Below are 20,893 nucleotides of genomic sequence, written 5' to 3'. Positions count from 1 at the left end.
AGTGCTCATTATTTTTATAAAAATATTCGCACATTCAATAGTGTAGAAATATAGATGCTTCATTGTTATAGACTATCTTTTAATTTTTAATAATGCTTCTTATGAATTATATTAACGTATTTATGAAACTATATTAGCGAATAAGTAGAACACTATTAATGCATTTACAATTCATACAAACACATTAATTAAAACTACTCACACACTAATAACGCTGCTTATGTCAGAACTTCCCGTACTCGTAAAAGATCTTGCCCTAATTCTTGTTGTGGCAGGTTTCATTACTTTATTATTTAAAAAACTTAAACAACCCCTTGTTTTAGGATATATTGTTGCTGGATTTTTAGTTTCGCCACACATGCCATATTTAATGAGCATTATCGATGCGGAGGATATAAAAACGTGGGCAGATATTGGCGTTATCTTCCTTTTATTTTCGTTAGGATTAGACTTTTCAGTAAAAAAAATATTGAAGATGGGTGCTTCTCCTATCATTGCAGCATGTACAATTGTATTTTCAATGATGGCATTAGGCATTTCTGTTGGACACGGGTTTGGTTGGACACAAATGGATAGTATATTTCTTGGTGGAATGATTGCTATGAGTTCCACTGCTATTATATACAAAGCATTTGCAGATATGGGACTTCTTCAGCAAGCGTTTGCTTCTACAGTGATGAGCGTTCTTATACTTGAAGACATTCTTGCCATTGTTATGATGGTTATGCTTAGTGCAATAGCCAGCGGAAAAAGTCCAGATGGAGGTCAATTAATAGAGAATGTGCTTATGATAGGATTCTTTCTTATCTTGTGGTTCGTTATTGGTTTGTTTGCAATTCCATCGTTATTGCGAAAGGTACGTAGTTTTCTAAATAGCGAAACTTTGCTTATTGTATCGTTAGGATTGTGTTTTCTAATGGCAGTAATTTCCACAAAAGTTGGTTTCAGTGCCGCTTTTGGCTCATTTGTTATGGGTAGCATATTAGCCGAAACCATAGAAGCAGAAAAAATTATAAAAGTTGTGGAACCTATAAAGAACTTATTTGGTGCCATATTTTTTGTTTCTGTTGGTATGTTGGTAGACCCGGCAATTCTTGTTAATTATGCCATACCAATCCTTATTCTTGTTATTACAATTTTAGTTGGACAGGCTGTATTTGGTACAATGGGATATATGTTTGGCGGACAATCGCTTAAAAACGCATTACGATGTGGATTTTCTATGGCACAAGTGGGCGAATTTGCTTTCATTATTGCGACTCTAGGACTATCGTTGGGCGTTATCAACAAGTTTCTTTATCCTGTTGTTGTTGCAGTTTCGGTAATAACAACCTTTCTTACTCCGTATATGATACGCGCTGCAGAGCCTACTTATACATTTTTATTGCATCACATGCCGAAACAATGGGCACGAAGAGTTACACATATAGATGTTGGAACACCACAAAATATGGCTTCTGATAATCTTTGGCGCAATCTTATAAAAGCAATGGTGGCTAATACACTTATTTATGGCATACTTTCAGCTGCTACCATTATAATAATGTTCTCGCTTATTTTACCCATTATGCGTCGTTTCTCGGTTCAACTAACTGGTACTCACTGGGCAGGGAATATGATTTGTGGACTGCTTACTATTTTATTTATAGCTCCTTTCTTACGTGCTTTCGTAATGAAGAAGAATCATTCTGAAGAGTTTAAAACACTTTGGACGGTTAATCGTATAAACCGTTTACCTCTTGTGTTCACCATTCTCGTGCGAATTATTATTGCGCTAATATTTATTTTCTATATCTGCAATTATCTTTCACATTTCACCAACGCACTAATGATTGTTATTGCTATTGGTCTACTTATGCTAATGATATTGTCACGTAGTATGAAACATCGTAGCATTCAGTTAGAAAGACTGTTTGTACAAAATCTTCGTAGTCGTGAAATTGCAGCACAAGTGCGTGGCAGTAGACGACCATTATTCGAAGGACATTTATTAGATAGAAATATACACATTGGCGAATTTGATATTCCAGAAGATTCGTTATGGACTGGTAAAACTCTTCACCAACTAAAGTTACGTAATCGTTTTGGAACTCACGTAAGTAGTATACTCCGTGGGTCGCACCGATTGAACATACCACGTGGTAATACCGTTGTTTTTCCTGGCGATAAGATACAAGTTATTGGGAACGACCAACAGTTGGCAGCTATTTCAACTGCTATTCGTAACGAACTACGCCCTGAAGATAATGACATTGAAAAGCGCGAAATGATTTTGCGACAAATTATTCTTTCGGCTAAAAGCCCATTTATTGGTAAGACTCTCAAGGAAAGTGGTATACGCGACCAATACAATTGTATGGTAGTGGGAATAGATGAAGGACAAACACACGTTACACTTATTAATCCTGCACACTGTTTAGAAGAAGGAGATGTGTTGTGGGTAGTTGCTGAAAAAGAAAATATAAAACGAATACAGACTACAAATGAATAGATTCTTAGTAAACTCTTATTGTATAATAAAATTAATTTAAAACAAATATGTTACTGCATTTTATTTTCATTATTATAGGCATTATCCTTGTATTGTGGGGAGCCGACCGTTTAACCGAAGGTTCTGTGGCAGTTGCAGAACGTCTGAATATTCCACAAATTGTTATTGGTCTCACCATCGTAGCAATGGGAACTAGTATGCCTGAATTTTGTGTTAGTTTAATTTCAGCACTTAAAGGAACTCCCGACTTGGCTGTGGGAAATGTTGTTGGATCTAACATCTTCAATTCGTTATTTATAGTTGGTGTTACTGCAGTCATCACACCTATGTCTATTTTACGTTCTACCGTAATGAAAGATATTCCGTTTGCGCTTGTTGCATCGGTTATTCTGTTGATGATGTGTTTAGATGGTCGCATCGGTCGTATAGATGCAGCACTGCTATTCTCGTTCTTTCTCATCTTTATGTTTATGACTTTAAAGAGTGCAAAAATTAATAAGCAAGAACTAAAAGAGGAGAATAAACTCGCTAAAAAGGCACTAAATAGTATTCCAAAAATGAATCCTACAATGTCTATAATATGGATATTAATTGGCTTAGCCTGTTTAATTGGTGGAAGTACGCTTTTTGTAGAAGGAGCTTCAAAGCTTGCTACTGCATTGGGAGTGTCTGAAGCAGTTATAGGACTAACTATTGTTGCTGGCGGAACATCACTTCCTGAACTTGCAACCAGTGTTGTTTCAGCACGAAAAGGAAATAGTGGTATAGCTATTGGCAATGTATTAGGTTCTAATGTCTTTAATATTCTTGGAATATTGGGTGTTACTGGTCTTGTATGTCCTATGCAATTGCAAGGCATAACCAATACCGACCTTTCTATAATGGTCATTTCAATGATAATGATTTGGTTCTTCTCATTCACCAAATACGTCATCGAACGATGGGAAGGATTTATTCTTAGTGCAACTTTTATAGGCTATATGGTTTACCTAATAAGCAATGCTTAATAAGGTGCATTTCTATATTCGTTCTTTTAACTGTTCATTGTTATAATAACACAGTAGGATATTACGAAAAAGGCAATCAAACAGGAAGTCTGATTGCCTTTTTCATATCTTCTTATATTGAAATATAGAGATTATAGCTCTGTTTCGTTTGCTGTTTTGAAGTATTCGAGACTCTTATTTTCGAATGCTTTAATATATGCAACACTTCCAATAATTTCTTCTTCTACCATACGAACAAATACATTCGCCGACTTTTTGAATAACTCTGGAGCTTTACTTGCATCATCTATAAGGAGCAACGATTCTATAATGCCAGCAGTCATATTGTACAAACGACGTGCGAGGAAGTCTATTGTATCTTGACACTCGCTTGCTTTTACCTTCTCCAAAGCTTCTTCGTATTGTGCAATAAGGTTTGCTACACGAGCTTTTAAGTCTTTCATACAGTCGCAAACCTCGCTTTCCAACATTTCTTTCATTATGCTGAGGTAGGTTCCGTTGGTAATATAGCGCACTGCGGCTACAACCTGCAACTGTGTTGTACCTTCGTAAATAGAGAAGATACGTGCATCGCGGTAAAGGCGCTGACACTTATATTCCATAATAAAGCCCGAACCTCCGTGAATAGAAATAGAGTCATAAGCGTTTTGGTTGGCATATTCAGAGTTAATACCCTTTGCCAATGGTGTGAACGCATCAGCCAAACGTTTGTATAGTTTCATTTCTTGGCGTTCTTCAGCCGTTAGTTTCTGGTCGCGTGCAATGTCCTCTAACGCCTTGTAGATGTCTACATAGCGTGCTGTTTGATAGAGTAGCGAACGTCCAGCATCTACTTTAGCCTTCATACGAGAAAGCATATCGTAGACAGCAGGGAAAGTTATGATTTTCTTTCCAAACTGTGCACGTTCCTTTGCATAATTCAAACCTTCTTTATAGGCTTCGCTTGAAAGTCCCACACTCTGCGCTGCAATACCAAGGCGAGCACCATTCATAAGTGCCATAACGTACTTGATGAGTCCCATCTTGGTGTCTCCACAAAGTTCTGCTTTCGCATTTTTATATACTAATTCGCAAGTTGGCGAACCATGAATACCGAGCTTATGTTCAATATGGCGCACATCTACTCCACCATCGCGTTTGTCGTATATAAACATAGAAAGTCCGCGACCATCGTGTGTTCCTTCTTCTGAACGAGCAAGAACCAAGTGAATATCAGAGTCGCCATTGGTAATAAAACGCTTAACACCATTCAGACGCCAACAATTTTCTTTCTCATCGAAAGTAGCTTTTAGCATTACACGTTGCAAATCGGAACCAGCATCAGGCTCGGTTAAGTCCATTGACATAGTTTCGCCGTTGCAAATACGAGGTATATACTTTGCGCGTTGTTCGTCGTTTCCAAATTCGTAAAGTGTGTCGATGCACGACTGTAACGACCAAATGTTTTGGAATCCACCATCGGCAGACGAAATCATTTCTGAAAGCATAGAGAACACCACATTAGGTAGGTTTAAACCACCATATTGGCGAGGCATACTAACGCCCCAAAGACCAGCTTTGCGAGTTGCTTCAAGGTTTTCGTAGGTTTTACTTGCATAGTGCATACGATTATCTATGAGATGCGGACCTTCTAAATCCACCGATTCCGAGTTTGGTTCGATGATATTTGCAGCCACATCTCCCGTAATATCGAGAATGCGCTTATAGTTTTCTATGGCGTCCTCGTAGTTTACAGGAGCCTCATCATACTTATCTTTATCAGCGTAATTGCGTTCTTTCAGTTCTACAATTCGCTTCATCAGAGGATGTTCCAAGTGGAATGCTATCTCTGGTTGGTCTGTATAATAATTTGCCATTATCGTCTCTCTTGTTCTGTTACTTACTGTTTTGCTTGTAATACTTAATCATTTTTGGCAGCACTTCACCTACATCTCCATTTATAACGTAGTCTGCTATCTGGTTGATAGGTGCATCTGGGTCGTTATTGATTGAAATAATGATTCCCGAATCCTGCATACCAGCAATGTGCTGAATTTGTCCTGAAATACCACAGGCAATATATACTTTAGGGTGAACTGTAACACCAGTTTGTCCTACTTGTCGGTCGGTTGGAATCCATCCAGCATCTACAGCTGCGCGCGATGCACCTACTTCTGCGTGTAATACATCGGCAAGTTGGAAAAGTGTTTCAAAGTTTTCTTTTGAGCCTACGCCATAGCCTCCAGCAACAACTATTGCAGCTCCTTTTAGATTATTTTGTGCAGCTTCAACGTGTCGTTCTATCACCTTTACAGCGTATGCAGCTTCATCAACATACTTGCTTACTTCTGGATAAACAACCTCTTGCTTTGCCTTTCCTTCATAAATAGCTTTCTGCATAACACCTGAACGAACAGTTGCCATTTGTGGACGATGGTCTGGATTTACGATAGTAGCTACAATATTGCCACCAAAGGCAGGGCGAATTTGGTACAAGATGTTGTCGTAATGCTTTCCAGCTTTCTTATCGTCGTATTCACCAATTTCAAGTTGTGTACAATCGGCAGTCAGACCAGAAGTTAAAGACGATGATACACGAGGACCTAAGTCGCGACCAATAACAGTAGCTCCCATAAGCGCAATTTGTGGTTGCTCCTCTTTAAATAAGTTTACGAGTATGTCAGTATGGGGTGCTGATGTGTAAGGGAATAGACCTTTGCCATCGAAAACAAAGAGTTTATCAACTCCGTAAGGTAAAATTTGGTCTTCTACCTTACCTTTTATATCTGTTCCAGCCACAATGGCGTGAAGCTCTACGCCTAATTGGTTGGCAAGTTTACGCCCTTTTGTGAGCAATTCTTGTGATACCTCCTGTACCGTTGCTTGCTCTATTTCGCAATATACAAATACGTTATTCATAGTTTATCCTATTATCTTCTCGTCCAACAATTCTTTAATCAGGCTATCAATGTCTTCGTCTGATCCACTGATGGTTTTACTTTCTTTTGCTTGGAACACAATGTTCTGTACAGTTTTTACCTTTGTTGGTGAACCTGAGAGACCACATTGCGTTTCATCACCATCAACATCGGCTACCGACCATTGATTTAATGTGAGATAAGGGCGTTGTTCGAAGAGTTCAGCCCAAGGCTCTTTTCCTGTGCGCTCCATAGGACAAGTTGCATATTTGTACTTCATTACAAGTTTAGCATTACACGGACGTGCTGGAGCTGCAGTACCATTCACGGTTATAACTACTGGTAATGGTGCTTCAACTGTTTCTACACCGCCATCTATCATACGACGAATGGTTGCCTTCCCATCTTCTACCTTTTGTATTTCTTCGGCGTATGTAACCTGATTTAAACCTAACTTCTGTGCTACCTGTGGCCCTACTTGCGCTGTATCGCCATCAATGGCTTGTCGTCCACCTATAACAATGTCAACATCGCCTATTTTCTGAATTGCTGTTGCCAATGCATAAGAAGTTGCAAGCGTATCGGCACCTGCAAATTTACGATCGGTGAGCAACCAACCTGTATCTGCACCACGATACAAGCCTTGTCGAATTATTTCGCCAGCACGTGGAGGGCCCATTGTTAGAATACCTACGGTAGAACCTGGATATTGTTCTTTCAATCGCAATGCTTGCTCTAGTGCATTCAAATCTTCGGGGTTGAAGATGGCTGGTAGAGCTGCACGGTTCACCGTTCCTTCTGCAGTCATGGCATCTTTGCCCACATTTCGTGTGTCTGGTACCTGTTTTGCAAGTACTACTATTTTCAAACTCATATTATATAATGTGTTGTTTAGATACTCTTTTTTTATTTTGTATTAATGAAGCAAAAGTACATTTTTTTTATAAACCATACAAATATAATGCACAGAAACCTATAAAACGTGCACAAACAAGAACATTTGCGCAATTAAAAAAGCAAAAAATAGAAATAAATTAAGCATAGAGCAATCATCAGACTGTAACACTTTGGTTACCTGTTAATACTATTACTCTCTGGCGTTTTGTCTTTTTTGCTATCTTGCGTGTCTTTTGTAATAGCTCAAATGTTCATTATATTTTAGTTTAGAAAAGGCAAATGTCAGATGCTCTCGTTTCAGATATCTATCATGTTTGTCTCAGATATCTGTCACTTTCGTCTCAGATATCTGTCAGTTGCAAATTAGATATCTAATAATATACGCCTCTATGATTTTGTTTTATTTCAGACTAATCTTCAGAACAAAACACTATTATATTTTGTTCAAACTAATGTTCTCTGTCATCTTTCGCTCTCTTGCTGACATATCATTTGCGGTCTAAATGCAGTAGGCTTAATTTCGTCATCTCCCTTTACCCTATACGTCTAATAGCTGTTACAAGCTGCTATAAATTGTTCCCAACTATTAGAAAATGTGCGAATAGTATCGAAAAGCACATTTGCCCCTTCACTAAGAAGGGCTACGTCGGGAAGTGGTCCGCTATTGATAGCAACCGTAAAACACCCTGCGGCTACGCCAGCGCGCACTCCAAGTGGTGCATTTTCTACAACGATGCCTTCACAAGGAGCAAAATTTCCAGCCTTTTGTAAGCCCATTAAGTAAGGTTCTGGGTTCGGTTTGCCACGTTTCACATCGAAAGCTGTGGTTACTTGTGCTTCGTTTATAAAGTTTTTAAAATCGTCTAACAGTCTGTTAATAAGCTGTCGTTGTCCGCTTCCAGTTACAATACCTATCTTTAAGCCACTATTTTGTATTTTCTGCATTAAATCTTTCACACCATCAAAGATGTTTGTTGTAGGCATCTCGTGGAAGTATTGCGCTTTTAATTGGTATATATTTTCTGCCTCCTGTTCGGTTAATATCTTACCTAACTGTTCCTTTGCATATCTCCGTACGGTATCTACCCCTCGTGCCCCTTCTGTTGCATACGAGTCTTCTGCAGTGAAATGGATTCCGAACTCAGCCATTGCTCTTTGCCAAGCTTTTGCATGGTTAGGCATAGAATCGTACAACACACCATCCATATCGAAGAGTACAACCTTTGGTGTAAATGGCTGTGTTGCTTGTTCGTTATATTTTCTAATTGCTTCCTGAAACATTCTTGTATGTAAAACAATAATGCCCAACCTATTATAATAATAGTATTGGGCATTGCTGTGTTTATAATCGTTTCCTTATTGCTTTGCTCTCTTCCTCGTAACCTGGTTTGTCAAGCAGAGCAAACATATTCTTTTTGTAGGCTTCTACACCTGGTTGATTGAATGGATTTACCTGTTGAACCAAACCACTGATACCGCAAGCCTTCTCAAAGAAGTAAATAAGCTGTCCTATATAATACTCGTTCAGCTTTGGAATACTAATACGAATATTTGGAACACCGCCATCAACGTGTGCAAGGCGTGTACCTAACTCCGCCATTTTGTTTACTTCGTCTACACGTTTACCCTCAAGGAAATTAAGCCCATCAAGGTTTTCTTCATCGTGTGGGAATAACAACTTCTTGTTAGGATCCTCAATAGAGAGTACTGTTTCAAATATAGAACGTTCGCCTTCCTGTATCCATTGTCCCATAGAATGCAAGTCGGTGGTAAAGTCGCAAGCAGCTGGGAATATACCTCTTTGGTTCTTTCCTTCGCTTTCTCCGTAGAGTTGTTTCCACCATTCAGCCAAGAAGTGTAGTTTAGGTTGGAAGTTAGCCATTATCTCTATTTTTTTTCCACCTTCAGAATAGAGTGCCTGACGAACGGCTGCATAGCGTGCTGCAATGTTCTGACCAAACGGAACATCTACGCCAATAGCATTTTCCATATCTTGTGCACCCTTCACAAGCTGCTGAATATCGAAGCCTGCTACTGCTATAGGCAACAAGCCAACTGGTGTAAGCACAGAGAAACGACCGCCAACATTATCAGGAATAACAAAAGTTTTATATCCTTCGCGTGTTGCTGCAGTACGTGCTGCACCTTTTACTGCGTCAGTAATGGCAACGATAACATCTTTTGCGTCTTCTTTTCCACGTTGATTTTCGCATTGTTTTTTCAATAAGCGGAAAGCGAGAGCTGTCTCTGTGGTTGTTCCTGACTTTGATATATTGATGACACCAAAACGTTTATCTTTCAAGAACTCTGTGAGTTCGTATAGATAATCTTCACTGATGTTGTTTCCTGCATAGAGAATTGTTGGATTCTCATTATTCTTTAAGAGCCATGCAAAACTATTACTGAGAGCCTCAATAACAGCACGTGCGCCTAAATAAGAACCTCCAATACCAGCAACTACAACATAGTCGCACTTTGCACGCAATGTATTGGCTACATTGTTTATTTCGGTTATAAACTCATCTGTAATACTTGTAGGTAAATGCAACCAACCTAAGAAGTCGTTACCAAGGCAAGTTCCTTTTTCTAATGCCTCTTGAGCAGCAGCCACTTGTGGTGCATACGCCTCTACTGTACCAGGATTTAACACCTGGGTAGCCTTTGAAATGTCTAATTTAATACTTTCCATTTGTATGTTATCTGAACGAATCTGTTAATAATTTAATCTCTACTTTTGGGCTTATACCCTCGTATAATATGTTGTAAACAGCATCTAAGATAGGCATATTCACATGCAGATGACGATTAATTTCTTTCATACATTTTGTTCCGAAATAACCTTCGGCTATCATTTCCATCTCCATTTGTGCCGACTTAACACTGTATCCTTTACCTATCATCATACCAAACGTGCGGTTACGACTAAAGTTACTGTAACCCGTAACGAGTTGGTCGCCAAGATAAACACTGTCTATCATACTGCGCTTTATAGGATTTATACTCGTAAGCAAGCGTTCCATCTCTTGCATAGCATTCGATATGATGACTGCTTGAAAATTGTCTCCGTATTGTAACCCCGAACAAATGCCCGATGCAATAGCATAAACATTCTTTAAAACCGATGCATATTCAATGCCCAGTACATCGTGCGAAACTTTTGTTTTAACGTAATTGGAAACCAATACATCGGTTAGAGCGCGGGCTTTCTCTGTATCTGTGCACCCTACAGTAAGATATGTAAGTCGTTCCATTGCCACTTCTTCAGCGTGCGATGGTCCGCCTATCACGGCTAAGTTATTTTCTGGTACCTTCATAACTTTGTGAAAGTATTCCGAACAAACTAAATTTTCATCAGGAACAATGCCTTTTATTGCCGTTACAATAAACTTCTCGTGCAGTTTATGCTTTACTTTCTTAAGAATACTCTTTAAGTAAGGCGATGGTGTTACAAATATAAGAGTGTCGTAATCTTGTACTAAACGATTAATGTCTGACGACAAACGTATCTCGCTAGTATCGAAATGAGCACTTGTTAGATATGTGGGATTATGCCCCAACTTTCGAAATTGCTCTATGGTTTCGTCGCGTCGAAAGTACCAACCTATGTGGTGAGTGTGCTCAACCACAATCTTTGCAATAGCTGTTGCCCAGCTTCCGCTTCCGATGATTGCTATATTTCCTACGTCGTACATAATGCTTCTATAGTAAACGGAGTTATCTTCCCTTTCGTTTTTATTGTGCTTTGTCAATCCATTGTTGAATTTCATCAACCGATGGCTTGTCGTATCCCAACTTATATTTCTTATTTATCTCACCTATTTTTTGCTGTAAGCCTTGCGCTTTCTCGTCTTTAATGTTCTGAATAAGATTGAAACCACACTTACGAAGTACGTAAACCCAATCTTCTGGTACACCTATCTCTGCCCATTCTTTGATGCTGCTTTGTGGAACTTTTGCCTCTGGCTTCATTTGTGGGAAGAGTAACACCTCTTGGATATACTCTTGTCCAGTCATTAACATAACCAACCGGTCTATACCAATACCTATACCAGATGTTGGAGGCATACCATATTGAAGTGCACGGAGGAAGTCTTGATCTATAATCATAGCCTCATCATCTCCGTTGTCAGCTAATCGCATTTGCTCTTTAAAACGCTCCTCTTGGTCTATTGGGTCATTCAGTTCAGAGTAAGCATTGGCTAATTCCTTACCGTTCACCATTAACTCGAAGCGTTCGGTTAGTCCTGGCTTAGAGCGATGCATCTTTGTGAGTGGAGACATTTCTACAGGATAGTCTATAATGAATGTTGGCTGTATGAATGTTCCTTCACAAAACTCACCAAATATTTCGTCAATTAGCTTACCTTTACCAAAGCTACTGTCGATACCTTCGAGTTTTAATTCATTCACAGCAATGTTACGAATTTCTTCTTCTGTCTTACCATCAAGATCGAAACCTGTCTTCTCTTTAATAGCATCGAGTATTGGAAGACGACGGAATGGTGCTTTAAAACTGATGATGTGATCGCCCACTTTTACTTCAGGTTTACCATTCACAGCTATACAAATTTTTTCTATCAGCTTTTCGGTAAAGCTCATCATCCAGTTATAATCTTTATACTGAACATAAAGTTCCATACATGTAAACTCTGGATTATGGAAGCGATCCATACCTTCGTTGCGGAAGTTCTTTCCAATTTCGTATACACCTTCGAATCCACCGACAATTAATCGCTTCAAATAAAGTTCTGTGGCTATACGCATATACATTTCTGTATTCAATGCATTAAAGTGTGTAATGAAGGGACGAGCACTAGCACCACCTGCAATAGTTTGCAATGTTGGTGTCTCCACTTCTGTATATCCAGCATCATCAAAGAAACGACGCATTGTTCTCAATACTGTAGCACGCTTTTGGAACGTTTCTTTCACGCCATCGTTCACCACTAAATCTACGTATCTACGACGATAGCGAAGCTCGGGGTCGTCAAACTTGTCGTAAGCCACACCGTCTTTATACTTCACAACAGGCAACGGTTTCAAGCTCTTCGATAGTACAGTGAGTTCTTCAGCATGAATAGAAATTTCACCCATCTGTGTTTTAAACACAAAGCCCTTAATTCCGATGAAATCGCCAATGTCTAGCAGTTTCTTAAAAACAACATTATAAAGGTCTTTGTTCTCGCCCGGACAAAGGTCGTCGCGAGTAATATATACTTGTATTCTGCCTTTACTGTCTTGTATTTCTGCGAAAGACGCTTTGCCCATTACACGTTTACCCATAAGGCGACCTGCAATTACAACTTCGCGTTTCTCGTCTTCTTTAAATTCATTCTTTATATCTGTAGAGTAAGCATTGGTTGGAAACTCTGCTGCTGGATAGGGGTCGATGCCCATATTGCGCAATTCCTGCAAACTCTGACGGCGTACAATCTCTTGTTCTGATAATTCTAAAACGTTCATATATTCTATTAATCGAATTATAATTCTTATAGTCTGCAAATTTAATAAATTATTTGCAATTACTTGTTGTTTTTGCCTTTTTTATACCTTTATATGTGAGTTACGACTACATCGCTTTAATGGTAATGTAAAATAGTTCAAATAATATGTTTTGATTTGCTTTGATGCGTATACATTTTTTTAATGACAACTTTTAAAATGACTTTTCAAATGTATTATTTTATAGAATTATAACTTGTATTTACAGTTTGTAAATTTAAAAAGAATAAAATATTAGGCAAATTGCTCACTTTTTACCATATTTTTCGTACCTTCGCCACATATATAATCATTTTATGTAATTTATACAATAGAGAGAAAATATGAAAAAAATCTTATTATCAGTATTTTTGTCGACCTCCATTTCACTACCGACACTTGCTGTTGGACCATTACCAAAAGTGTGGACTGTGAAACAAAGCGACAGTACAAGCATAAAAATAATGGTGAAAGGAGAAGGTGGACGCACAGTTTATTATGCATCGCTCGATGGTAAAATTATAGTAAAAGGTGCAAATAACGACTTCTATTATGCTGTTATAAACGATGGAAAACTGCAACCATCTACTTTTATAGCGCACGAGGCTGGCGACCGAACTGCCGAAGAGAGAGCTTTCTTAAACGAAGCTAAGACCGAAAGGAAGATGTATATGCTGAACAGTGCAGCTACACGTGCTCAACAGGCTATACCACGTAAGGCAATAAGTGCTTCCACAGCCGATGGCTTAGGCGAATATAACAAAACAGGAATGGGTGGTATTAACAGTATAGGAACCCCACAAGTTCCTGTCGTAATGGTAGAGTTTAGAGATAAAGAATTCTTACCTACAACTACACCAGAGAAGATGACACGCTACTATAACGAAGCTGGTTATCACGATGAGCCAGGCTGTGTGGGGTCTGTAAAAGACTTCTTCACATCGCAAAGTCGTGGTATGTTCGTGCCTACTTTCGAGGTGATTGGTCCGATAAAAGTTAATCATAGCTATGCATACTACGGCAAAAATGAAAGAACATCTGATTTGGTACGAGATGTTGTAAAGGAAGCCAAAGCGCAAAACATTAGCTTCGATAAGTTTAAAAACCCAAAAACTGGTCATGTTGAACTTATCTGCTTATTCTATGCTGGACGCGGACAAGCTACTGAAGACCCCTCGAAGCCAGGTTACGAGAACTATATTTGGCCACAAGAGCAAGATATTAACGAAACCATAGAAGGCACACCATTTAATTCTTACTTCGTTGGTAACGAACTAAACTATTATGGAACACTTATGGGAATGGGAGTATTCTGCCATGAGTTTGGTCACGCTTTAGGTTTACCCGACTTTTACAACACTGATCCTGCCGTTACTTTATCGCGCAATCCATTCGGCTATTGGTCTATTATGGACGCAGGTCCATACGTAAACAACGCTAATGCACCTATAGGCTATACAGCTTACGAGCGTTCTTACTTAGGTTGGCTGAAGTTAAAGGAACTAACCTCTCCTCAAACAGTAAAACTCGACCCCATATCAAATAAAGACGGTGAGTTGGCTGCTATTGTTCGTTCGCCACGAAATAGAAGCGAATACTTTATTTTGGAGAATAGAACTTCCGACACATGGTATCCAAAAGCATACAGAGAAAGAAGAACTAATGGGTATGATACGTTTACTTTTGGCGATGGTTTAATGCTCAGTCACTTCGCTTACGACAAACAATATTGGGAGTATAACAGTGTGAACACGGTTGACAACAAGATGCGTGCATACATTATTCCTGCCGATAACGAACAACTGAACTATAGTGCGCACAAAGAAAATTTGTACGGAGTAGAAAAGAAAAGCATAGATAAACTAGCATTCTACGATGGAGTTACTATACAAAACGCTGTACAAGGCATTGAGGTGAATGCCGACGGTACTATTGTTTTTGGCTATCGTCAGAACCCTACCGCCATAGAAAATATAACTGAGGCTACGGACGAAAATAAGGGTGATGGCTACTACTACGATCTACAAGGTCGCAGAGTACAGAACCCAACACGTGGCATTTATATTCACAACGGTAAAAAGATTGTAGTGAAATAACACTCACCATACATAGAATTGTATTTTATTAAACTCCTCCTTGTTCGATATGCTTATAACAAGGAGGAGTTTTTATTGTTGTTCTACCCATTGAAACTTCTCAATAGACAACAGATGAGTATATTTTGTAAAAAACGATAAGTGTGATAATTCCTACTCTTATATAACAACTTTATAGATAACACATTATTATTCAAGCATCTATAATAGCATCTGAATTAGAGCTTTGTAGAATAAGTAATCTCACAATCATCACCTAAATAATTATATTTTAGGTTCTACCATATAGCAACATAAAGGTTATAATTTTTTATGACGTCTAAAACGCAACTGACAGATATCTGTAACGATTGCGACAGACATCTGTAACGATCGTTACAGATATCTAAAATAATAGTACCTAATATCTATCAGATTTTTTTAAGCACCTAAAATATTCTATTTTATTTGATAGTAAACTGTATGCACCACTTATAAGCAATGGTAAGTAGTTAATTATAAACAAGATATAAGAATACACTGCACACTATTTAATATAATTCCGTTGGGGTTCGAACCCAAGACCCACAGCTTAGAAAAATATCTAAAGAGAGAGACTCAAATTAGTGTAACTTTTTGTTTTATACAGTCTACTAATTTGCAGAAACATTTGTCTCATTAATAATACATTTAATAAAGTGTTCCTATTTGCTATATATATCTTTTTCTGTATTCGTCTATTTGTCCACTTCTTCAACACACAAATATCATTTGGACTTATCTTAAATTCATTTGAATTAAGTAGGCATTCGTACAGAGAATACTCTGTACAGAGTGTTTCTGAATAATAGAAATAGCCGTTTTAGTTTCATTATCTTACAGTTTATTGCTAACTTTGCAGTAACAGAGCTACTATTAGCTACTATTATCAGTCAGTAAACTAATCTATTTATACGAAAAGAGACAATGAACGTAGAAAAATATAGTACTATTTTAGAGAACGAAGAGGGGCTGAGCCGTACTTTAGGAATGCACTTTATATCGACTCCCGAACCCGACACGCTAATGGCACGAATGGCTGTTGGCGATTGTAATCGTCAAACATTTGGCTTCCTTTCTGGCGGTGCTACGTTAGCATTGGCAGAAAATGTGGCGGGCTTAGGTTCAATGATACTTTGCAATGGCAAGATGGCATTGGGTATAAACGTAAGCGGAAACCACGTAAAAGCCGTTCCTTATGGAGGAATGGTTACGGCTTATGCACGTATTTTGCACCAAGGACACAAACTACACGTATGGCATATAGACGTGAAAGACAGTGAAGGAGAACTTATTTCATCGGTCCAGGTAACCAATTACATTGTTCATTCTAATAGGAAATTGTAATACAAGTAATCTCAAAAAGATGCATACGTTTGCTATTTATAGATTGCCTTTTGCCACAGAATGCACAATGCTAATACAATATTCTGCCCCTTTGGTATTATCGTCGCTCACCGAACTGGAAGGTAAAAAAGGCTTTGTTATAGCACCATTCAATGTGTCAGACAAATGCCCCATATTGCTTTTACAGCCCAACGAAGTGCGTACAATGCCCATAAAGCAAGTGCAATCTAAACCAAAAGAAAAGCAAAATACAAGCGAGAACGAAGTCTACCGTATGCAATATCACAGAGACTTCGTTGCCTTTCACAAAGAATTAACAAACAATAGATTTGCTAAAATAGTGCTTGCGCGTTGTGTACAAGAACAAATTCCACACAATTTAAAAACAGAAGAAGTTTTTTGGCAAGCTTGCAAAGAGTATCCACGTCAGTTCGTAGCTCTCTTTTCTACGCCACAATCAGGCACTTGGCTTATGGCAACTCCCGAAATACTACTTGACGGAGATGGCATAGAGTGGCGAACAATGGCTTTGGCTGGCACAATGCCATACAACGAGAATGGAGCAGAATGGTCGGCAAAGAATAAAGCAGAGCAACAATACGTGTCTCTCTATATAAAGAGGTGCCTGAAATGCTATGCTGACGAAATAAAAGAGGAAGGACCATATACCACACAGGCTGCAAACTTGGTGCATCTGCGCACCGATTTTACGTTCAAACTGCGTCCTAATGCTACAGTAGGACAACTTTTACACAATCTTCACCCCACACCAGCAGTCTGTGGAATGCCTAAAGACGAAGCAAAGTCCTTTATTATGGCTAACGAATCTAACGAACGGCTTTATTATAGTGGCTTCGCAGGACCACTAAACTTAAATGGAAACACGCACCTTTATGTGTCGTTGCGTTGTATGCAAATGCAAACAAACACTTGTAAGCTATATGCTGGCGGAGGAATATTGAAAGAAAGCACGGAAGAAAGTGAATGGAAAGAAACCGAAGCTAAACTATCTGCAATGCAACAACTGCTTCGATGAAATATACAATAAAAGATGTTCAGCAATAAAGAGAACGTAAATATCCTAACAGCGTTGCTTGTTCAGCACAACATAACACAGGCGGTAGTTTGTCCTGGTTCGAGAAACTCGCCACTTGTACACAATCTTTGTGAATGCAAAGAGATAAAATGCTATCCCATAACCGATGAGCGTTCGGCAGCATTCTTTGCTTTAGGCGTTGCACTAGCAACTCACTCGCCCGTTGTAGTTTGCGTAACATCAGGGTCGGCATTGCTGAATGTCGCACCAGCTGTAGCAGAAGCATACTATCAAAACTTACCATTAATAGTTATTTCAGCCGATCGCCCACAACAATGGATAGGGCAATCGGACGGACAAACTATGCCACAGGTTAATGTGCTTGATCCGTTTGTGCGTAAAAGCATTCATCTTAACGAACCAAAAACAAAAGAAGAACATTGGTATTGTAACCGTTTGGTGAATGAAGCACTTATAGAGTGTAAACGATTTGCATTTGCGCCAGTACACATCAACGTACCAATAAGCGAACCATTGTTTCACTATAATGTGGCAACACTGCCTAAAGAACGATGTATTTCTGCTACATCTGTCTGCAACGATTATACAGCCGTAACTAATGTAGTATCAATGGTGCAACAAGCGCAGCGCCCACTGATAGTGATAGGACAGGAATCGTGGTGGGATATGACAGAGGTGAAAGTGGAATTAGCAAAACTACACCAACGAATAGTTGTAATACAAGACAAGCTTTCCAATGTTTCTGACGCCACACCACAGTTCTTTGATGCAGCTATCGCTATTGTTAAAGACACAGAAGCATTACGTCCAGACCTTATTATATATATAGGAGGCACGATAGTGAGTAAACGCTGCAAACAATTCTTACGAAGTTGCACACCAACACACTCTATATTAGTAGATGCTCGTGGCGATATTCGCGACACATTTATGAACCTTACCACTGTAGTGCAATGCCAAAGCGCTACATTCATTAGAATATTGGCAAACAGTTTAGAGAGTTTTGCTACTTCTAATTTTTATAACGATTGGCAACAGACACTTAAAAACGCAGCAACCGTTGCGCAATCATACACTCCTACTTATTCTCAAATGTTAGCTGTGAAGCGTTTCCACACGCTGTTGCAACAGAATAACTATGCCAAAACATTCGTTTACGGAAACAGTTCGGCAGTTCGCTTGGGCAATTTTTATTCGTCTAACTTCATATTCGTAAATCGTGGAGTGAACGGAATAGAAGGTACGCTCTCCACAGCAGTAGGTATAGCAGCAGCAAACAAAGATAAGCGAATCTTCTGTGTTATAGGAGATCTAAGCTTTTTTTACGACCAGAATGCTTTATGGAATAGTAATCTGGGAGAGAATTTATCTATCTTGTTGCTAAATAATAGTGGTGGTGGAATCTTCCAACAGTTGTCTGGATTGGAGAAATCAGCACACCGATATGCAATAATGGGGTCGAGTGCAAGCGTTACTGCTGAAGGTATATGCCAAACACATAATATAAACTACCTTTCAGCAGTTAATTCAGATGAATTGGAAAGTGGTTTATCATCGTTCCTCAACATCAGAGACAATTCAGCATTATTGGAGATATTCACCAAATCGGAAGAAGATGCCAAGGCGTGGAACACTTTTTACAAGCTATTAGAACAGAACAATAAATTAAAACAATCATAATATGGCTAACAGAGAATGGAAAACCATTGAAGGTTTCAACTTTAAAGAAATTCTTTTTGAGGAATATAATCACATTGCGAAGATAACAATCAACCGCCCACGCTATAGAAATGCGTTTACGCCGTTAACGGTTTGGGAAATGTCGCAGGCATTTGCATATTGCCGCGAGGCTTTAAATATTCGTGTAGTGTTGCTTACGGGAGCAGGCGATAAAGCATTTTGTGCAGGTGGCGATATGCATGTGAAAGGACGTGGAGGCTATGTTGGGGGCGACGGAGTTCCCAGACTAAATGTATTAGACGTACAAATGCAAATTCGCCGTTTGCCTAAGCCTGTCATTGCGATGGTAAATGGCTTCGCTATCGGTGGCGGACACGTGCTCCACGTTATGTGCGACCTAAGTATTGCATCTGAGAATGCAGTCTTTGGGCAGACTGGTCCGAAAGTTGGCTCGTTCGATGCTGGCTTCGGTGCTTCCTACCTTGCACGCATAGTAGGACAAAAGAAGGCTCGTGAAATATGGTTCTTATGTCGTCAATATACTGCTGTTGAGGCTGAGCGTATGGGTTTGGTAAATAAGGTTGTTCCTTTCAGTAAACTCGAAGATGAGTGTGTAGAGTGGGCAGAAACTATGATGGAACGTTCGCCATTGGCATTACGTATGATAAAAGCTGGACTGAATGCTGAATTAGATGGTCAGGCAGGTATTCAAGAACTTGCGGGCGATGCAACAATGCTATACTACACAATGGACGAAGCACAAGAAGGCGGACGTGCTTTCTTAGAGAAACGTAAGCCTGACTTTGACAAATATCCTCAATTTCCATAAGTGGAATGCGCAAAATAACGATTACTTCCAAGCTGTTACACTTTCTTCAGCCTGCAGAAACATCGCGTGGGGTGTACAATACACGTCTTAGTTTTTACTTAAAACTTACTTCCGACGAGCAACCTAACGTGGTGGGAGTGGGCGAATGTGCTACGTTGCCTGACCTTTCGTGCGATGCGATGCCACCAAACGAATATGAACGCAAGCTAAGAGCGTTTTGCGACGAGTATGAACGTACGGGAATAATTAATTATGAAGCTATGCGCCCCTACCCGTCTATGCTCTTCGGTATTGAAACTGCAGTGGCGCAATTTAATGCTAAAGGCAGTTTAAACTTCTTTGGTACGCCTTTCGGACGTGGCGAAGAAGGCATTCCTATCAATGGTCTGGTATGGATGGGAACGTTCAATGAAATGTTTAATCGTATGGAAGAAAAGCTAAAGGCAGGCTACCATTGCGTTAAGCTTAAAATAGGATCAATTGACTTTGAGCAGGAATTGCAACTGATACAACATATTCGTGCTTCTTTCAGCCGTAATGATGTTGAGTTGAGAGTAGATGCTAATGGCGGTTTCACACCTAAAGAAGCTCTTTCACGCATAGAAGCGTTGGCACAATACGACATTCATTCCATTGAACAACCCATTAAGCAACACCAATGGACAGAAATGGCACGCCTTTGCGCTGAAACGCCTTTACCAATAGGGCTTGATGAAGAACTGATTGGTGTTAATGATAAGCAAAAGAAGATTGAGCTATTAGACTCTATTCGCCCTCAATACATTGTTTTAAAACCGAGTTTGCACGGCGGAATGGCTGGAACGAAGGAATGGATACAACTTGCTCGTGCAAGACACATTGGTTCTTGGATTACTTCAGCTCTCGAAAGTAATGTGGGGCTTAATGCTATTGCGCAACTAACAGCTCACATTTATGGCACAAACATACACCACGCGCAAGGTTTAGGAACTGGACAATTATTTGCCGACAACATAAGAATGCCGTTAAAGGTAATTGACGATAAACTTTGGATAACGCAGTAACTGTATAATAGGCTGTAAATATATATGTAAGAAAGGGCTGATAACAGCAC

Annotated in this window: 15 protein-coding genes; 8 read left to right on the top strand and 7 right to left on the bottom strand. The window is 39.3% G+C overall.

Annotated elements, in window-relative coordinates; all coding sequences use genetic code 11:
* Window positions 1–220: 220 nt before the first annotated feature.
* Together DX009_RS03340 and DX009_RS03335 are read left to right on the top strand one after the other, a co-directional pair.
* Window positions 221–2,491, top strand: coding sequence for a cation:proton antiporter (locus DX009_RS03340; RefSeq protein ID WP_115083002.1), 2,271 nt, complete (start codon window positions 221–223; stop codon window positions 2,489–2,491).
* Between the two features lie 47 nt (window positions 2,492–2,538).
* Window positions 2,539–3,498 (top strand): calcium/sodium antiporter, encoded by a 960-nt coding sequence (locus DX009_RS03335; protein WP_115083001.1) that lies wholly within the window; start codon window positions 2,539–2,541, stop codon window positions 3,496–3,498.
* Window positions 3,499–3,629: 131 nt separating this feature from the next.
* Here DX009_RS03335 and DX009_RS03330 read toward each other — a convergent pair whose 3' ends face one another.
* From DX009_RS03330 to lysS, 7 genes are all read right to left on the bottom strand, one after another.
* Window positions 3,630–5,354 carry an acyl-CoA dehydrogenase family protein gene (locus tag DX009_RS03330; protein ID WP_115083000.1) on the bottom strand — a complete coding sequence of 575 codons (1,725 nt, stop codon included), beginning with the start codon at window positions 5,352–5,354 and terminating at the stop codon, window positions 3,630–3,632.
* 19 nt (window positions 5,355–5,373) lie between these two features.
* Window positions 5,374–6,396 (bottom strand): electron transfer flavoprotein subunit alpha/FixB family protein, encoded by a 1,023-nt coding sequence (locus DX009_RS03325; RefSeq protein ID WP_115082999.1) that lies wholly within the window; start codon window positions 6,394–6,396, stop codon window positions 5,374–5,376.
* Between the two features lie 3 nt (window positions 6,397–6,399).
* On the bottom strand, window positions 6,400–7,269 hold the full coding sequence (locus tag DX009_RS03320) for an electron transfer flavoprotein subunit beta/FixA family protein (protein ID WP_006045385.1): 870 nt from the start codon (window positions 7,267–7,269) through the stop codon (window positions 6,400–6,402).
* Window positions 7,270–7,838: 569 nt separating this feature from the next.
* A complete protein-coding gene (locus DX009_RS03315) occupies window positions 7,839–8,573 on the bottom strand; it encodes an HAD family hydrolase (RefSeq protein ID WP_115082998.1) in 735 nt (244 codons plus the stop codon).
* Between the two features lie 61 nt (window positions 8,574–8,634).
* The gene (locus tag DX009_RS03310; RefSeq protein ID WP_115082997.1) at window positions 8,635–9,981 is read right to left on the bottom strand and encodes a glucose-6-phosphate isomerase; all 1,347 of its coding nucleotides are present in this window, start codon (window positions 9,979–9,981) and stop codon (window positions 8,635–8,637) included.
* Between the two features lie 7 nt (window positions 9,982–9,988).
* A complete protein-coding gene (locus DX009_RS03305) occupies window positions 9,989–10,984 on the bottom strand; it encodes an NAD(P)H-dependent glycerol-3-phosphate dehydrogenase (protein WP_025000759.1) in 996 nt (331 codons plus the stop codon).
* A 40-nt stretch (window positions 10,985–11,024) separates the two neighbouring features.
* Window positions 11,025–12,755 carry a lysine--tRNA ligase gene (gene lysS, locus DX009_RS03300; RefSeq protein WP_115082996.1) on the bottom strand — a complete coding sequence of 577 codons (1,731 nt, stop codon included), beginning with the start codon at window positions 12,753–12,755 and terminating at the stop codon, window positions 11,025–11,027.
* A 362-nt stretch (window positions 12,756–13,117) separates the two neighbouring features.
* Here lysS and DX009_RS03295 point away from each other — a divergent pair, with 362 nt between their 5' ends.
* From DX009_RS03295 to DX009_RS03270, 6 genes are all read left to right on the top strand, one after another.
* The gene (locus DX009_RS03295; protein ID WP_115082995.1) at window positions 13,118–14,869 is read left to right on the top strand and encodes a M6 family metalloprotease domain-containing protein; all 1,752 of its coding nucleotides are present in this window, start codon (window positions 13,118–13,120) and stop codon (window positions 14,867–14,869) included.
* Window positions 14,870–15,814: 945 nt separating this feature from the next.
* Window positions 15,815–16,234, top strand: a complete 420-nt coding sequence (locus DX009_RS03290; protein WP_115082994.1) for a PaaI family thioesterase — start codon at window positions 15,815–15,817, stop codon at window positions 16,232–16,234.
* Between the two features lie 19 nt (window positions 16,235–16,253).
* Window positions 16,254–17,270, top strand: coding sequence for an isochorismate synthase (locus DX009_RS03285; protein ID WP_115082993.1), 1,017 nt, complete (start codon window positions 16,254–16,256; stop codon window positions 17,268–17,270).
* Between the two features lie 15 nt (window positions 17,271–17,285).
* Window positions 17,286–18,971: a 2-succinyl-5-enolpyruvyl-6-hydroxy-3-cyclohexene-1-carboxylic-acid synthase gene (menD, locus tag DX009_RS03280; protein WP_115082992.1), complete on the top strand. Its 1,686-nt coding sequence runs from the start codon at window positions 17,286–17,288 to the stop codon at window positions 18,969–18,971.
* Window position 18,972: 1 nt separating this feature from the next.
* Complete coding sequence (gene menB / locus DX009_RS03275; RefSeq protein WP_006045395.1) at window positions 18,973–19,800, top strand: 1,4-dihydroxy-2-naphthoyl-CoA synthase; 828 nt, start codon at window positions 18,973–18,975, stop codon at window positions 19,798–19,800.
* Window positions 19,801–19,805: 5 nt separating this feature from the next.
* Complete coding sequence (locus tag DX009_RS03270; RefSeq protein ID WP_115082991.1) at window positions 19,806–20,843, top strand: o-succinylbenzoate synthase; 1,038 nt, start codon at window positions 19,806–19,808, stop codon at window positions 20,841–20,843.
* The last annotated feature ends 50 nt before the right edge of the window (window positions 20,844–20,893 follow it).

It is taken from the genome of Prevotella pallens (genome assembly GCF_900454935.1).
Taxonomy (GTDB): domain Bacteria; phylum Bacteroidota; class Bacteroidia; order Bacteroidales; family Bacteroidaceae; genus Prevotella; species Prevotella pallens.
The sequence above is the reverse complement of the archived record's forward strand: the minus strand, read 5'-3'. Positions and strand labels throughout refer to the sequence as shown.

Excerpts from the sequence above, each read along its gene's own strand:
- DX009_RS03340 (WP_115083002.1), top strand. The coding sequence starts at position 221 with ATGTCAGAACTTCCCGTACTCGTAAAAGATCTTGCCCTAATTCTTGTT.
- DX009_RS03335 (WP_115083001.1), top strand. The coding sequence starts at position 2,539 with ATGTTACTGCATTTTATTTTCATTATTATAGGCATTATCCTTGTATTG.
- DX009_RS03330 (WP_115083000.1), bottom strand. The coding sequence starts at position 5,354 with ATGGCAAATTATTATACAGACCAACCAGAGATAGCATTCCACTTGGAA.
- DX009_RS03325 (WP_115082999.1), bottom strand. The coding sequence starts at position 6,396 with ATGAATAACGTATTTGTATATTGCGAAATAGAGCAAGCAACGGTACAG.
- DX009_RS03320 (WP_006045385.1), bottom strand. The coding sequence starts at position 7,269 with ATGAGTTTGAAAATAGTAGTACTTGCAAAACAGGTACCAGACACACGA.
- DX009_RS03315 (WP_115082998.1), bottom strand. The coding sequence starts at position 8,573 with ATGTTTCAGGAAGCAATTAGAAAATATAACGAACAAGCAACACAGCCA.
- DX009_RS03310 (WP_115082997.1), bottom strand. The coding sequence starts at position 9,981 with ATGGAAAGTATTAAATTAGACATTTCAAAGGCTACCCAGGTGTTAAAT.
- DX009_RS03305 (WP_025000759.1), bottom strand. The coding sequence starts at position 10,984 with ATGTACGACGTAGGAAATATAGCAATCATCGGAAGCGGAAGCTGGGCA.
- lysS (WP_115082996.1), bottom strand. The coding sequence starts at position 12,755 with ATGAACGTTTTAGAATTATCAGAACAAGAGATTGTACGCCGTCAGAGT.
- DX009_RS03295 (WP_115082995.1), top strand. The coding sequence starts at position 13,118 with ATGAAAAAAATCTTATTATCAGTATTTTTGTCGACCTCCATTTCACTA.
- DX009_RS03290 (WP_115082994.1), top strand. The coding sequence starts at position 15,815 with ATGAACGTAGAAAAATATAGTACTATTTTAGAGAACGAAGAGGGGCTG.
- DX009_RS03285 (WP_115082993.1), top strand. The coding sequence starts at position 16,254 with ATGCATACGTTTGCTATTTATAGATTGCCTTTTGCCACAGAATGCACA.
- menD (WP_115082992.1), top strand. The coding sequence starts at position 17,286 with ATGTTCAGCAATAAAGAGAACGTAAATATCCTAACAGCGTTGCTTGTT.
- menB (WP_006045395.1), top strand. The coding sequence starts at position 18,973 with ATGGCTAACAGAGAATGGAAAACCATTGAAGGTTTCAACTTTAAAGAA.
- DX009_RS03270 (WP_115082991.1), top strand. The coding sequence starts at position 19,806 with ATGCGCAAAATAACGATTACTTCCAAGCTGTTACACTTTCTTCAGCCT.